This window comes from Azospirillum griseum (assembly GCF_003966125.1).
In the GTDB taxonomy this organism is placed as follows: domain Bacteria; phylum Pseudomonadota; class Alphaproteobacteria; order Azospirillales; family Azospirillaceae; genus Azospirillum; species Azospirillum griseum.
In genome coordinates this window covers 382,940-396,740 of record NZ_RXMA01000001.1, presented here as the reverse complement: position 1 = coordinate 396,740, position 13,801 = coordinate 382,940, and the positions used below count along the sequence as shown (strand labels likewise).

The 13,801-nt window shown below is 68.0% G+C and carries 15 protein-coding genes; 4 read left to right on the top strand and 11 right to left on the bottom strand.

Going from position 1 to position 13,801, the window contains the following annotated elements:
- Positions 1 to 16: 16 nt before the first annotated feature.
- The 6 genes from EJ903_RS01970 to EJ903_RS01945 all read right to left on the bottom strand — a co-directional run bounded on the left by EJ903_RS01970 (position 17) and on the right by EJ903_RS01945 (position 5,520).
- Positions 17 to 838: an ABC transporter permease gene (locus EJ903_RS01970; RefSeq protein WP_126611563.1), complete on the bottom strand. Its 822-nt coding sequence runs from the start codon at positions 836 to 838 to the stop codon at positions 17 to 19.
- Positions 831 to 1,604 carry an ABC transporter ATP-binding protein gene (locus EJ903_RS01965; protein ID WP_126611828.1) on the bottom strand — a complete coding sequence of 258 codons (774 nt, stop codon included), beginning with the start codon at positions 1,602 to 1,604 and terminating at the stop codon, positions 831 to 833. The genes EJ903_RS01970 and EJ903_RS01965 overlap by 8 nt, the downstream gene beginning before the upstream one ends.
- Before the next feature lie 386 nt (positions 1,605 to 1,990).
- Positions 1,991 to 2,320, bottom strand: a complete 330-nt coding sequence (locus EJ903_RS01960; RefSeq protein ID WP_246015088.1) for a hypothetical protein — start codon at positions 2,318 to 2,320, stop codon at positions 1,991 to 1,993.
- A gap of 317 nt (positions 2,321 to 2,637) precedes the next feature.
- Positions 2,638 to 3,789: an ABC transporter permease gene (locus tag EJ903_RS01955; protein ID WP_126611561.1), complete on the bottom strand. Its 1,152-nt coding sequence runs from the start codon at positions 3,787 to 3,789 to the stop codon at positions 2,638 to 2,640.
- Positions 3,786 to 4,697 (bottom strand): ABC transporter permease, encoded by a 912-nt coding sequence (locus EJ903_RS01950; protein ID WP_126611559.1) that lies wholly within the window; start codon positions 4,695 to 4,697, stop codon positions 3,786 to 3,788. The genes EJ903_RS01955 and EJ903_RS01950 overlap by 4 nt, the downstream gene beginning before the upstream one ends.
- Complete coding sequence (locus EJ903_RS01945) at positions 4,687 to 5,520, bottom strand: ABC transporter ATP-binding protein (protein WP_126611557.1); 834 nt, start codon at positions 5,518 to 5,520, stop codon at positions 4,687 to 4,689. The genes EJ903_RS01950 and EJ903_RS01945 overlap by 11 nt, the downstream gene beginning before the upstream one ends.
- Before the next feature lie 202 nt (positions 5,521 to 5,722).
- Here EJ903_RS01945 and EJ903_RS01940 point away from each other — a divergent pair, with 202 nt between their 5' ends.
- On the top strand, positions 5,723 to 6,352 hold the full coding sequence (locus EJ903_RS01940; protein WP_246015086.1) for a hypothetical protein: 630 nt from the start codon (positions 5,723 to 5,725) through the stop codon (positions 6,350 to 6,352).
- 95 nt (positions 6,353 to 6,447) lie between these two features.
- Here the strand turns inward: EJ903_RS01940 and EJ903_RS01935 are convergent, their stop codons facing one another.
- Positions 6,448 to 6,711, bottom strand: a complete 264-nt coding sequence (locus EJ903_RS01935; protein WP_126611556.1) for a DUF3126 family protein — start codon at positions 6,709 to 6,711, stop codon at positions 6,448 to 6,450.
- Between the two features lie 149 nt (positions 6,712 to 6,860).
- On the opposite strand from EJ903_RS01935, the gene EJ903_RS01930 reads away from it, so the two are divergent.
- The 3 genes from EJ903_RS01930 (at position 6,861) to EJ903_RS01920 (ending at position 9,183) form a co-directional block, all read left to right on the top strand.
- Positions 6,861 to 7,628, top strand: coding sequence for an SH3 domain-containing protein (locus tag EJ903_RS01930; protein ID WP_158627856.1), 768 nt, complete (start codon positions 6,861 to 6,863; stop codon positions 7,626 to 7,628).
- A 68-nt stretch (positions 7,629 to 7,696) separates the two neighbouring features.
- Positions 7,697 to 8,011, top strand: a complete 315-nt coding sequence (locus EJ903_RS01925) for a hypothetical protein (protein WP_126611554.1) — start codon at positions 7,697 to 7,699, stop codon at positions 8,009 to 8,011.
- A 932-nt stretch (positions 8,012 to 8,943) separates the two neighbouring features.
- On the top strand, positions 8,944 to 9,183 hold the full coding sequence (locus EJ903_RS01920) for a hypothetical protein (RefSeq protein WP_126611552.1): 240 nt from the start codon (positions 8,944 to 8,946) through the stop codon (positions 9,181 to 9,183).
- A 35-nt stretch (positions 9,184 to 9,218) separates the two neighbouring features.
- Here EJ903_RS01920 and EJ903_RS01915 read toward each other — a convergent pair whose 3' ends face one another.
- Genes EJ903_RS01915 through EJ903_RS01900 form a run of 4 tightly spaced genes read right to left on the bottom strand, consistent with a single transcriptional unit; the run spans position 9,219 to position 13,767 of the window.
- Positions 9,219 to 9,956, bottom strand: a complete 738-nt coding sequence (locus EJ903_RS01915; protein WP_126611551.1) for an ABC transporter ATP-binding protein — start codon at positions 9,954 to 9,956, stop codon at positions 9,219 to 9,221.
- Entirely contained in the window at positions 9,953 to 10,696 is a 744-nt protein-coding gene (locus EJ903_RS01910; protein ID WP_126611549.1) for an ABC transporter ATP-binding protein, read from the bottom strand. The genes EJ903_RS01915 and EJ903_RS01910 overlap by 4 nt, the downstream gene beginning before the upstream one ends.
- Positions 10,693 to 12,522 (bottom strand): ABC transporter permease, encoded by a 1,830-nt coding sequence (locus EJ903_RS01905; protein WP_126611547.1) that lies wholly within the window; start codon positions 12,520 to 12,522, stop codon positions 10,693 to 10,695. Before EJ903_RS01905 ends, EJ903_RS01910 begins: the two co-directional genes overlap by 4 nt.
- Entirely contained in the window at positions 12,523 to 13,767 is a 1,245-nt protein-coding gene (locus EJ903_RS01900; RefSeq protein WP_126611545.1) for an ABC transporter substrate-binding protein, read from the bottom strand.
- Positions 13,768 to 13,801 lie beyond the last annotated feature (34 nt).

Here is a 13,801-nt window from a genome sequence, read left to right as displayed (position 1 = left end):
TGTTCTTGGTTCAGGATTAGCGCCAGACCAGCAGGCGGCGTTCCAGCAGCGACAGCAGCGCGCCGATGGTCAGGCCCAGCGCCGACATCACCATCACCCCGGCCAGCAGCGTGTCGGTCTGCATCAGGTTGCCCGCCATCAGCACGAAGGCCCCGATGCCGTATTCGGCCCCGATCATCTCGGCGGCGACCACCAGGATCAGGGCGATGGACGCGGTGATGCGGAATCCGGCCAGGATGCCGGGCAGCGCGCCGGGCAGCAGGATGTTGCGCAGAATGGCCCCCCAGGGCAGGCCGAAGCTCTGCGCCATGCGGATCAGGTTGCGCGGGACCGAATCGATGGCGCTGTAGACGGCGATCACCGTGGGAAAGAAGACGCCAAAGCCGATGGTGGCGAATTTGGACGCCTCGCCGATGCCGAACCACAGGATGAACAGCGGCAGCAGCGCGATCTTGGGAATTGGGAAGAAGGCCGACACCAGCGGAACGCCGACCGCGCGGGCGACCGACGCCACCCCCATCAGCAGGCCCACCGTCAAGCCGCCCAACGTGCCCAGGCTCCACCCCACCCCGATTCGCAGCAGCGAGGCTTTCAGGTTCAGCCACAGCGATCCGTCGGCGATCATCCCGGCCAGCGCCCGACCCACCGCGCTGGGCGGCGGCAGGAACAGCGGGCTGGCCAGCCCGACGCGGCTCGTCCCCTCCCACAGCGCGATCAGCAGGGCGAAGGCGGCGAGCGCGGCCCAGGGGTGACGGCGCGGGTGGAACCCGCCGCCGCGAAAGCGCACGGCTTGCAGAGTGCTTTGCGTGCTGGTGGGGGTGTTGATGGGATCAGGCACGGGCGATCTCTCGGTCGGCCATTTGCGCTTCGGCCTTCATCAGGTGCCACAGCCGGGCGCGCACCTCCGCCAGATGCGCTTGCGCGGCGGGGGCGAGGCGGCGGTCGCGCGGCTCCTCGATGGTCACGATCTCGCGGATGCGGCCAGGGCGGCGGCTCAACACCACCACGCGGTCGGCCAACCGCAGCGCCTCGTCCAGATTGTGGGTGACGTAGAGCGCCGTGGTCTTCTCGCGCCGCCAGAGATCGAGGAAGTCATCCATCAGCAGCTCGCGCGTTTGCGCGTCGAGCGCGGACAGCGGTTCGTCGAGCAGCAGGATGGCCGGGCGCACCGCCAGCGCGCGGGCGATGCCGACCCGCTGGCGCATGCCGCCGGACAGTTGCTTGGGCAGCGCCTGGCGGAACTCCCACAGCCCCATGCGCCGCAACCCTTCCTCCACCCGCGCGCGCCGGTCGGCGGCGGGCAGCGGGTGATGGGCCAGCACCAGCGCGACGTTCTCCTCCACCGACCGCCAAGGCAGCAGCGCGAAATCCTGGAACACATAGGTGATCGGGTTCAGGCAGCCGTCGGGGACCGGGCCGTCCACCGCCACCCGTCCGGCGCTGGGCGCGACGATGCCGCCCGCGATGCCCAGCAGGGTGGACTTGCCGCAACCGCTGGGGCCGATGACCGCCAGCACCTCGCCCTCATTCAGCACCAGATCGATGCGGTCCAGCACCGTCAGATCGTCGTAACGGTGGGTCAGATCGGAAATCAGCAGTCGCATCACGCCCCGGATGTGGCCTTGGTCGCCTCAACCCTTCGGCCGGGATGATCGTTCCGACGAAGGTCGGGGGGCACTATAGCGCAACCGGCGCACAGGCATAGGTGCGTATGACGAACAAAAGGAATGCGCAAAAAAGCCAGCCGCTGGGGGCGGCTGGCGAAGGTGCTTTGGAGGAATTGCCCACGGATCGAACCGGAACAATTCTGACAGGCATGGTTAGCAAGAAGAGGGCCAACCGCGCCAAATCCGATAAGGCACTGAAAAAACGGTGTTCTTCTGAGGCCCGCGATCCGACCCCTGTCAGGGGACGCAGACAGGTTGCCGACCACCCGCCCGCGTTTCTGGACAGGCGGCTTGGCTTGATGGGGCTGCGGCCCGATGCGGTGTCAGGCGGTGGTTCCCAGGGCGACCGGAGTCGGCGACGCGAAAAAGCCGCTGAGATTCTCGGCGCAGCGCCCCACCGTGGCGGTGGCCTTTGTGTACCGTTCGCTCAAGCCCGCACTGTCCACATCCTCGGCGGGCATCGCCTGCAGCAGCACGGTCAGGGTGCGGACATAGGCCCGCAGCATGGCGGCTTCCTCGGCAAAATCCGGCAACCCGGCCCCGCGCAGGGCGCGCAGGGACAGCAGTTCGGCGTCCAGGGACTGCGCGGCCGCTTCCACGGCCTGGAAGGCCTTGGCCAAACGCACATGCTTCAGAACGATCACCTGACCCATCGCGTCCTCTCCCGAACGGTGCCCGAGAAGGAACCGACCGCAGGCGGAACGCGGTCGGTTCAGGTCCCGGAGGAAACACATCGGCGGGCGCGCTCGCGGCGCTCACCGACGTTGGTCATAGGAGCAAAGGCTGTGCCAACGGATGGTTGCGAAGGCATCTCTTGAAAATCAATGGGTTGCCGTTCCAACGTCCGGGGGCGGATCGCGCCTTGCGCCGCGTTCCACGCGGAATGATCGCCAATTTGCGAATCCGTCCCCATTTTGCAACGCACGCAAAACGCAATCGTGCTGTGCGGGGAGCGCAACCGAACGGCGGCTCAGCGTCGCCGCATCGACGGGTGCCAGGCGGTGGTCGCCCGTTCCAGCAGGGCCAAGCCGCCATAGAGGCCCGATCCGGTCAACGCGGCCACGGTGATGCTCGCCCACACGACGTCCAGATTCATCCGCGCCACCTCGGTGGAGATGCGGAAGCCCATGCCGACCACCGGCGTGCCAAAGAACTCCGCCACGATGGCCCCGATCAGGGCGAGGGTGGAGTTGATCTTCAGCCCGTTGAACAGAAAGGGCAGGGCGTTGGGCAGCCGCAGCTTGACCAGCGTGCGGCCATACCCGGCGGCGTAGGAGCGCATCAGGTCCAATTGGATGCGTTCGGCGCTGGACAAACCGGCCAGCGTGTTGACCAGCATCGGAAAGAAGGTCATCACCACGATGACCGCCGCCTTCGATTGCCAATCGAAGCCGAACCACATGACCATGATCGGCGCGATGCCCACCACCGGGATCGCGCTGGCCAGATTGCCCAGCGGCAGCAACCCGCGCGCCAGGAACGGGACCCGGTCGGCCAGGATCGCCACCGCGAAACCGGCCCCGCAGCCCAGCAGATAGCCGCGCAGCACCGAAATCAGCACGGTTTGGCGGAAATCATCCCACAGCACCGGCGCGTGCTGCACCAGCGCCCCGGCGATGCGGCTGGGGGCGGGCAGCAGGATGGCGGGGACTTGGAACCCGCGCACCAGGATTTCCCAGGCGATCAGCAGCCCCAGCCCGAACAGGCCCGGCACGACGACCGACCGCGTCCAGCCCGGCCGCGCCGACAGCGCGCCCAGCACCCGCCACAATTGAAGGATGGCGGCGACCAGGAACAGCCAGACGCCCGCCCCGGCGGACAGATCCACCCCCTCGTCCAGAAGATGCAGCGGCAGCAGCCAGGCCAGAACGATTCCGGCCAACTCCGTCCAGGCCCCCTTGATCCGCGTCGGCGCGGTGCGCCCGGCCAGCACGGTCAACACCACGCCGATCAGAAACAGCGGGGCGAGGCTGCCGCCGAACCAGCCCAGCGTTTCACCGCCGCGCGCGCCGATGGGTTGGGTCAGCGCCGCCAGGGTCGGCAGGGCCACGGCCACCAGCCCCCAATCCGCCGCCGTGCGCAGGCTGGTGGTGTGGGTGTTTGTGGTCGCTTGTCGGCTCATCGCACGCCCCCCCGGCCCAACACCAGCCGTTCAATGCCCCGCAGCACCGCGATCAGCAGCACCGACAGCAGGGCCGCCATCACCAGCGCCGCCCAAATCTGCACGGTCTGGCCGTAATAGGATCCCGACAGCAACCGCGCCCCCAACCCGGCCTGACCGCCGGTCGGCAATTCGCCGACGATGGCCCCGGTGACGCTGATCGCCACCGACACCTTGAGGCTGGCGAACAGGAAGGGCAGGGACGCGGGCAGGCGCAGCGACCAGAAGGCGCGCAGGCCCCCCGCCGAATAGGTCCGCATCAGGTCGAGCCACAGCGGATCGGCGGAGCGCAGCCCCTTGACCATGCCGACGGTGATGGGAAAGAAGCACAGATACATGCAGATCACCGCCTTGGGCAGCAGGCCGGTGAAGCCCAGATTGCCGAGGATGACGACGATCATCGGCGCGATCGCCAGGATCGGCACGGTTTGCGAGGCGATGACCCAGGGCAGCAGGCTGGCGTCGAGCGTGCGGGTGTAGACGATGCCTACCGCCAGCAGCGTGCCCAGCGCCACCCCCATCGCCAAGCCGGTCAGGGCCGCCTGCGCGGTCACGGCGGCGTGGAACAGCAGGTTGCGCGGGCTGGTCAGCGGGTAGCCGGTCAGCGATCCCCACAGCTCCACCACCACCTGATCGGGGGTGGGCAGGATCGGGCGCTTCATGCTGTAGGTTTGCAGCAGCAGATCCAGGCCGCCGAACGGCTTGCCGCTGCGGGTCAGCGCCTCTTCGGCTTGCGGCAGATTGAGCCACGCGGCCCCGGCGTACCACAGGATCAGCACGACCAGCGTCGTCACCAGCACGGGGACGGCGTCGGCCAGACGGCCGGAGGCCCAGCGACGGGGCGGCACAGTCCCGGCTTCAGTCGTCATAGCTGTGGCCTTCCTTCAACCCGTCGCGCACGCGGTGGGCGATGGCGGCGAATTCCGGCGATTCGCGGATGTCGAGTGTGCGTTCGCGCGGCAGGTCGCAGTCGATGACGTCCAGAATCCGGCCCGGGCGCGGACTCATCACCACGATGCGGGTGGACAGGAACACCGCCTCCGCAATCGAATGGGTGACGAATACGCAGGTCTTGCCGGTGCTGCGCCAGAGTTGCGTCAAGTGCAGGTTCAGATGGTCGCGGGTGATTTCGTCCAACGCGCCGAACGGCTCGTCCATCAGCAGCAGATCGGGCTTCAGCGCCAGCGCGCGGGCGATGGAGGCGCGTTGCTGCATGCCGCCGGAGAGTTGCCAGGGAAACTTGCGCTCGAACCCCGACAGGCCGACGCGCTGCAACTCCTCGCGCGCGCGGGCCTGCCGTTCGGCGCGGGGGATGCCCATGATCTCCAACGGCAGCATGACGTTGCGTTCCACCGTGCGCCACGGATAGAGCGCCGGGGCCTGGAAGACATAGCCGTACAGCCGTTTCAGCCGCGCTTGTTCCGGCGTCAACCCTTCCACCGTGATGCGGCCGCCGGTCGGTTGCTCCAGATCGGCGATGACGCGCAGCAGGGTGGTCTTGCCGCAGCCCGACGGGCCGATCAGCGACACGAAATCGCCGCGCGCGATGGTTAGATCGACCTCGCTCAGGGCCGTCACCGGGCGGTTGTCGGCGGTGGGGTAGACCAGCGACAGGGACCGGGCCTCAACGATGGGCGCGGGGGCCGGTTGGCCGGTCGCCCCGTTGGTCCGGGACGGTGACGGGCTGTGCACGGGGAATGGTCCTTCTGGCGGGAAATTGTTCACGGGCAATTGTTCAAGGGGCACGCTATCACCGCGCCGCGCGCCGCGCCAGAGTCCCCACGGGGCGCAGGGAATGGTGGGCAGACGCTTGATTCGGAACCGGAAAATTCCGATATGGCAAAAGGTTGGAAAGGGCTGGACGCCCCGCCCGTTCCCCCGCAGGATCGCCGCCATGCCGACCCAACCACCGCCCCCGCCCCTGGAGATCACGCGCGAGGACGCCGCGACCGGCGTGGTCTTTGTCGCCACCCCGTCCTTCAGCCCGCGCATGCGCACGCGTTATCTGTTGATTGCCGGGTTGCTGGCCATCGGGTTCATTGCCGGGGCGGGACTGGCCCCCGATTACGTCGCCACGATGCTGCAATGGCTGGCGGCGCTTTGCGCGGTGCCGGTGCTGTTGATGTATGTGGTGACGTTGAGCGAGACCGTGCGGCGGCGCGCGGTGCGGTTGGGGGTGACGCCGGTTGGCCTGTCGGTGGATGACCATCATCTCTACCCGCACGAGACGATTCGCGATCTGGCGCTGTACCCGCTGGTCGGCGGGCACCCGCTGTTCTTTGCCTGGATCGACCCGCAGCACAGCTATGGCCACAAGGCGGAACTGGCGCTGGCGGGCGGGCAGGTGCTGGCGAACGACGCGGTGAAGGCGGCGATGCGGGCGGCTAAGAGTTCGACGGTGCGGCTGGTCATGCACCGGCGCGGCGGCAAGCGCGGCATCGTGCTGGTGCGGGGGCTGACCCTGTCGGGCGGGGAAACCCTGCTGGCCGCGCTGTCGGCGGAACTGCGCGCGCACAGCCGGTGAGGGCGCGTGGAGACCGCGTTGGTGATGGGCGCTGTGGGCGCGTCCACCCCGCCGGGCGCAACGGGTGCGCTCCTGCGGGGGATGGAAACGGCGGATCAGCGGCGCGGGATGGTCGGCAGCTCCGGCAGATCCTCTTCCAGGATCGAGATGTGCAGATCGTAGGAAACCTCGCCCTCGTCCACGTCGCGGTGCAGGGTGCCGATGAACTCGCCGTCGATCGACACTTCCGCCGACTGGCCGGCCTTGGCGGGCGGCTCGATCACGATCTTGGTGTTGCCCAGGGTCTTGCGCAGATAGGCCTGGACGCGGGCAACTTCCGTATCGGTCATCTTGGCGACGGTCGGCTTGGCGGGCGGCATGGGAGGGGTCCTTTGTGCGAATCGGAAAGCGCGTCATATAGGCGGCTTTGCCCCAAAGGAAAAGCGCAACCTCGCGCGCGATGCCGGATCTCTGGGCTGCTGCGGAGGCGGGGCGTGGTGCGAACCGCTGGGGGCGTGGGATGACGCGGATGATGGCTGTGGCTGTGGCGTGGTTGGGGCTGGTTGGGCCGACCCACGCTGTGGCGGGTGCGCTGCCGCCAGGGGACTATGTTGCGGTTGGCGGGGCGATGATCTTTGACCGTCCGGCGGTGGGCGCGAAGGGGGTGGCATCGCTGGCGGTGGGGGCCGCCGTGACGGTGCTGCCGTCTCCCACCGTGGGAAGTTGGGTGAAGATTCGCGACGCGGCGGGACGGATTGGTTACGTCACCGCCGGAAGCTTGTCCGACCGCTGGGGGGAGCCGCCGCCGCCGGTCGCCGCCCAGCCGCGCGCCGCGATTGAGGCGACTCCGGTGGCGGAGCCTGCTGCCAACCCCAAGGAAACGACCCCGGCGGCCCTGTCGGATGCCGAGGCCGCCGCCATGGAGCAACGCGCGTTGGAGGCCGCCGACCGCGCGCAACGAGCGGCGGAGCGGGCGCGGGCCGGAGGGGATGCGGGGGCGTGGGGCCACGCCTTTCCCAACGGCGACCGCTATGATGGGGAATGGCGCACCGACCCAGCGCAAACCCAACCCCGCCGCGCGGGGCTGGGCGCGTACCGCTTTGCCAACGGCGCACGGTATGACGGGGAGTGGGTGGACGATCTGATGACCGGTTTGGGCGTGATGCGGTACCCCGATGGTGGGCGCTTTGCCGGGCAGTTCCACAATGGGCAGCCCGAAGGCTGGGGCGTTCATCGCACCGCCGATGGCGGTCTGACCGCCGGGCGTTGGCGCGCGGGGGTGTGGGTGATGGATTGATCCCAGATACCCTACTTTTGGCGTGGATTTTGCTGCATTCCCGCCCAGAGCAAGCGGGGGAATGGCCCATGATGCGGAAAGTGCTGGGAATCCAAAGCGGGAGCGCGCCGTCGGATTCGCAATTTGCAAATCGAAATGCGACTCGGGCGGGTGACATTGCGACTGGTTTGCGGATTGCAAAGCGTTTGGAGGCTGGGCGTCATCTGGAACAGGCGTGCGCCAGCTTGCAGGACGCGGCCGTTGAACTGGAAAGCGTGCTGTTCGATTTGCCGGGACTCCGGGAGCAAGCCGATCTGCACGAAGCCATCGGTTCGATCATGGAGACGTTGCGGCTGATCGCGTCGACTCAGGCCCGTTTGGAGCCGCCCGTGGCCGCTGAATAGCGGTGTGGAACGGTCTGGGCGTCCGTGGGGGCGTTCAACCGTGTGGAGTTTGGCCTTGTCGAACCTAGTCAGCAAAAAGGGCGGTACCCGTGTTGGGCCGCCCTTTTTGGTGCGCCACCCGAACGCGCCCGGTTGGGCGGGGGTGGGTTGGGAGGCAAGGCGGCGGAACCGCCCGGCCGATCACTCGGAAATGGTCTGCCAGAAGAAGAAAACGACGGCCAGAACCATGATGGCGATGTCCATGTGACGCTCCCGCAAGGTCGGTGATGTGGATCGGTTCGGCGGTCTCTATACGACAGTTCGCGTGTCGGGGGCAGGGGGTTCCGTGTGGCTGCGGCCATTCGCGCGCATTTTTTTGGAAGGGCACGCGGGAAATTTTGCCATTCTGCAGCGGGTCTTGGGCTTCAGTCGTCCGACAGCTTTTGCGCGTGTCAGCGCTTTGCGGGCAGACGGTTTGACAAAAGCCGTTGGGCAATCAAAGAAATGCTTTCCGAGCAAACTGTTCGCAAGACCACAGGAGGCTGTTTTGGTGGGTGTTGGGGCGGAAGGTGGTCTGACAGGTTCAGGGATTCCAAGGCTTTGCGGTCGGGGACTATGACCTTTGTTAGGGATTGCCTTGCTCCCCGCCTTTCTGGCAGAAAAAAGGCCGCTGAGGACAGCGGCCTTGAAGTTTAGGGAGGAAACGCCCAAGAAGGGCGAGGCAGCAATCGCTTGCTGCGCTGCAACAATAGCAAAATCAGGGTTTCCCGCAAGTCCTTCAGTCCATGACGGAGCATCGCGCCCGTGTTCCACCGTTGCCTGTTGCTCAACGGCAACAGAAACTATGTGGGCACACGGGTCCGATGGCATTATCCCGCGACCGGCGCGTTCACCAAGGCTTTACCGCTGCGTCGGTAAGATCCTCCGAGTGCGTCTTTTTGAAAGCGACGGCCATGGGCATCGGTTCGGTTTCCTCCACCCCCACGCTGTTCCAACCGCAAGCCTCAGCCCTGGAGGGGTTGCAGGACGCGCAGGCCCGGGTGGCCGATGGGGCGGAGCAGATCGCGGCGGGGAACCTGGATCCGGCGGTCGTGGTCAGCATCACCAACGCCCAGACCGATTTCGCCGCCAACGCCAAGGTGTTTGAAGCAACACAGGAAAACACCCAGCGCCTGTTGGACATGTTTGCCTGAGCGGCGTTTGCGCTTTTTTCACACCGCCAGATTTTTCACACCGCCAGATAGGTCCGGCGCACCGCCTCATCGGCCATCAGATCGGCCATCCGGCCCGACCACCGCACCTGTCCCTTTTCCAGAACGCTGGCCCGGTCGGCCACGGCGGCGGCAAAGCTGGTGTTCTGCTCCGACACCAGAACCGACAGGCCTTCGGCCTTCAACCGCCGCACCGCGTCGGCCATCTGGCGGACGATGATCGGGGCCAGCCCTTCGGATGGCTCGTCGAGCAGCAGCAGGGTCGGGTTGCCCATCAGGGTGCGGGCCAGCGTCAGCATTTGCTGTTCGCCGCCGCTCATCCGCGTGCCGCGCCGCCCGCGCATCGCCGCCAGATTGGGAAACAGCGCAAACAGCCGGTCCGGCGTCCAATGCGGCGCGCCGGGGCGGGGCGGTTGGCGGCCCACCTCCAGATTCTCGTCCACCGTCAGATCGGCGAAGATCCGCCGGTCTTCGGGAACATAGCCCAGGCCCAGGCGGGCGATGGCGTGGGGCGGAAGCGTCCCGATCGGGCGTCCGTCGAACGTGACGTTGCCGCGCCGCGACTCGGCCAACCCCATGATCGCCTTCAGCGTCGTGGTCTTGCCCGCGCCGTTGCGGCCGATCAGCGCCACCACCTCGCCGCGCCCAACGGTCAGATCGACGCCGGTCAGGATGTGGGCGTGCCCGTACCAGACCTGAAGCCCCTCCACGCGCAGCAGCGGGTCGGACGGGGTGTGGGGGGCGGGCGGGGTCACGACTCGTCTCCCAGATACACGGCTTGCACACGGCGGTCAGTGCGCACCGCGTCGGGCGGGCCATCGGCGATGATGGTCCCCCGGTCCAGCACCAGCAGGCGGGTGGCGTGGCCGAACACCACATCCATGTCGTGTTCGGTGAACAGCACCGCCAGACCGCGTTCGCGCACCAGCGCGGCGGTCAGCGCCATCAACTCCAGCCGTTCGGCGGGGGCCATTCCGGCGGTCGGTTCGTCCATCAGCAGGATTTTCGGGTCGCTCGCCAGCGCCATCGCCAGTTCGACCCGCTTCAGATCGCCATAGGCGAGCACGCCGCAAGGCCGGTCGGCCTGATCGGCCATGCCGACACGGGCGAGCAGGGCCAGCGCCTCGTCCCGGAACTGGCGGCTGGCCGGACGCCACAGGCCGAACAGCCGACGCGCGCGCGACAGCAGCACCGTTTGGACATTCTCCGCCACCGTCATCGAGGCAAAGGTCGCGGTGATCTGGAAGGTCCGCCCGACGCCCATCGCCCAGATGCGGCGCGGCGTCCGCCCGACCAGATCGACGCCATCCAGGCGCACGCGGCCCGAATCGGGGCGCAACTGGCCGTTCAGCAGGTTGAAGCAGGTGCTTTTCCCCGCGCCGTTCGGGCCGATCAGGGCCAGCAGCTCCCCCGACTCCAGGGTGAAGGACACGCCGCGCACCGCCTGCACGCCGCCAAAGCCCCGCGCCAGATCCGTCACCTCCAACTGGCTCATGACCGCTCCCGTCGGTTCGACAGAACGCCGACGATGCCGCGCGGGAACAGCAGCACCAGCGCCACGATGGTCAGGCCCAGCAGCAGACGCCACAGATCGGTGGCGCGCATCACCTGGCTTTCCAGCAGATGGAACAGGGCGGCCCCGGCCAGCGGCCCGCTGACCGTCTGCACCCCGCCCAGCAGGATCATCACCAGCGCGTCGACCGACACCGACACCGCCATCAGGGTGGGGAAAACGCTGCCCTTGGCGAAGGCGTACAGCCCACCGGCCAGCCCGGCCGCCGATCCGGCCAGCGCAAAGGCACACCATTGGTGCCGCCGCACGTCGATGCCCACCGACTCGGCGCGCAGGGCCGAATCGCGCCCGGCCCGCAGGGCGTAGCCGAAGGGGGCGAAGGCCGCGCGCCGCAGCAGCGCCAACGCCCCGGCGCACAGCGCCAGCGTCAGCCAATAATACACCGCCTTGCCCGACGCCCAGGCCGACGGCCAAATCCCCAACAGCCCGTTGTCGCCGCCGGTGAAGCCCGACCATTGGAAGGCGACCGACCAGGTGATTTGCGCGAAAGCCAGCGTCAGCATGGCGAAATACAGGCCCGACCGCCGCACACAGAACCAGCCCGCGATCAGCGCCCCCAGCCCGGCGACCAGCGGGGCAGCGGCCAGCGCCAGCGGCATCGGCGCGCCCAGATGGCGAACCAGCAACGCCGCGCCATAGGCCCCCAACCCGAAATAGGCGGCGTGGCCGAAGGACACCAGCCCGCCCAACCCGATCAGCACATGCAGGCTGGCGGCGAACAGGGCGAGGATGACCATTTCGGTCAGCACAATCACGGCGTAATCGCCGACCAGCAGCGGCGCGGTGGCCAGCAGCGCCAGCAGCGCGAGGGCGATCCAGCCGCCCCGGTTCCCGAGTCGCAGCACCGGTGCGGCGGCGGCGGCGGCGGGTGGTGCGTCCTCCGCCCGGCCCATCAGCCCGTGCGGGCGCAGCACCAGCACCACCGCCATGAACAGGAAGACCAGCACCAGCGTGATTTGCGGAAACACCAGGATGCCGAAGGCCTGCAACTGGCCGATCAGCAGCGCGGCGAGAAAGGCCCCGGTCAGGCTGCCCATGCCGCCGACCACGACGACGACAAAGGCCTCGACGATCATGGCCATGTCCATGTGCAGGTTCACCGCCTCGCGCGGGACCTGCAACGCGCCGCCCAACCCGGCCAGCGCGGACCCCAGAAACAGCACGCCGGTGAAGAGCCGGGCCGGATCGACCCCCAGGGCCGACGCCATGTCGCGGTCCTGGGTGGCGGCGCGCACCAGAACGCCCCAGCGGGTGCGGGTGAACAGCAGCCACAGCAGGCCCAGCACCAGCGGCCCCAAGCCGATCAGCACCAGATCATAGAGCGGAAAGGGCTGGCCCAGAATGTCGACCGATCCCTTCAGCCCCGGCGCGCGACGGCCCATCAGGTCCTCCGGCCCCCAAACCCAGGCCACGGCGTCCTGCGCCACCAGCACGACGCCGAAGGTCCCCAGCAGTTGGAACAGCTCCGGCGAGCGGTAGAGCCGCCGCAGCAAACCCACCTCCATCGCCGCGCCCAGCGCCCCGGCCCCCAGCGACGCCAGCGCGACGCTGCCCCAGAAACCGCCGACGCTGCCGCCAAACCGCTCGATCAACGACCAGCCGAGATAGGCCCCGATCATGCAGAGGGAGCCGTGGGCGAAATTGACGATGCGGGTGACGCCGAAGACGATGGTCAGCCCCGACGACACCAGAAACAGCGTCGCCGCCGTGGCCAACCCGCTGAGCGCCTGGACGAGGAGGAAGGACATTTACTCCGCCGGCCGCAGCGCCCGCACCGCCTCGTCGCCGGGCAGATAGGCGGCCCCGTCGGCGTAGCGCCAATCCTTCATCGTGCCGCGCCCGTCCTTCACCGTGGTCACGCCGACATAGGCCCCCATGGTGGCCTGATGGTCCGACGCGCGGAAGGTGATCGGCCCGAAGGGGCTGGACAGCGACAGGCCCCGGAAGGCCGCCACCAGCTTGTCCGGTTCGGTCGATCCGGCCTTGTCGAGCGCGGCGGCGATGGCCTTCAGCGTGGCGTAGCCGACAACGGAGCCTTGGCGTGGCGATTCCTTGAACCGCGCGCTGTAGGCGTCGCGGAACGCCTTGTGTTCGGGCGTGTCGATCTGCTCCCACGGGTAGCCGGTGACGATCCAGCCCTCCGGGGCCTCGTCCTTCATCGGCTCCAGATACTCCGGCTCGCCGGTCAACAGGCTGACGACGCGGCGGTTCTTGAACAGGCCGCGCCCCTCGCCCTCGCGCACCAGCTTGGCCAGATCGGCACCGAAGGTGACGTTGAAGATCGCCTCGGGGTTGGCGGCGGCCAGCGCCTGCACCGTCGGTCCGGCCTCCAGCTTGCCTTGGGCCGGCCATTGCTCGGCGACGAACTCCACGTCGGGGCGCTTTTCCTTCAGCAACTGCTTGAACCACGTCACCGCCGACTGGCCATATTCGTAATTCGGCGCGACGGTGGCCCAGCGCTTGGCGGGCAGCTTGGCGGCTTCCTCCACCAGCATCGCCGCCTGCATGTAGGTGCTGGGGCGCAGGCGGAAGCTGTAGCGGTTGCCCTTGCTCCAGGTGATGGCGTCGGTCAGCGGCTCGGCGGCGACGAAGGGAACCTTGTTGCGCGCGGCGAAATCGGCCACGGCCAAGCCGATGTGCGAAAAATAGGTTCCGGCCAGCAGATCGACCTTTTCGCTGCTCAGCAGCTCCTGCGCCACGCGCACGGCGTCGTCGGGCTTGCCCGCGTCGTCGCGCGAGACAACCTCCAGCTTGCGCCCGCCGAGCACGCCGCCCTTGGCGTTGATCTCTTCCACCGCAAGCTGCCAGCCCTGACGGTACGGGATCGTGAAGGCGGGCAGGCCGGTGTAGCTGTTGATTTCACCCACCCGAACCGGCGCGGAGGACGCAGGGGCCGCCTGCGCGAGAGCGGATGTGGAACCGGCGGTCAGGGCGGCGATCAGCGCGACGGCGCTGGTCATCAGCAGCGAAAGGGTCTGGCGGCGGTGCAACATGCGGGGGCGTTCCGGCTTCGGGTGACGGTCGGTG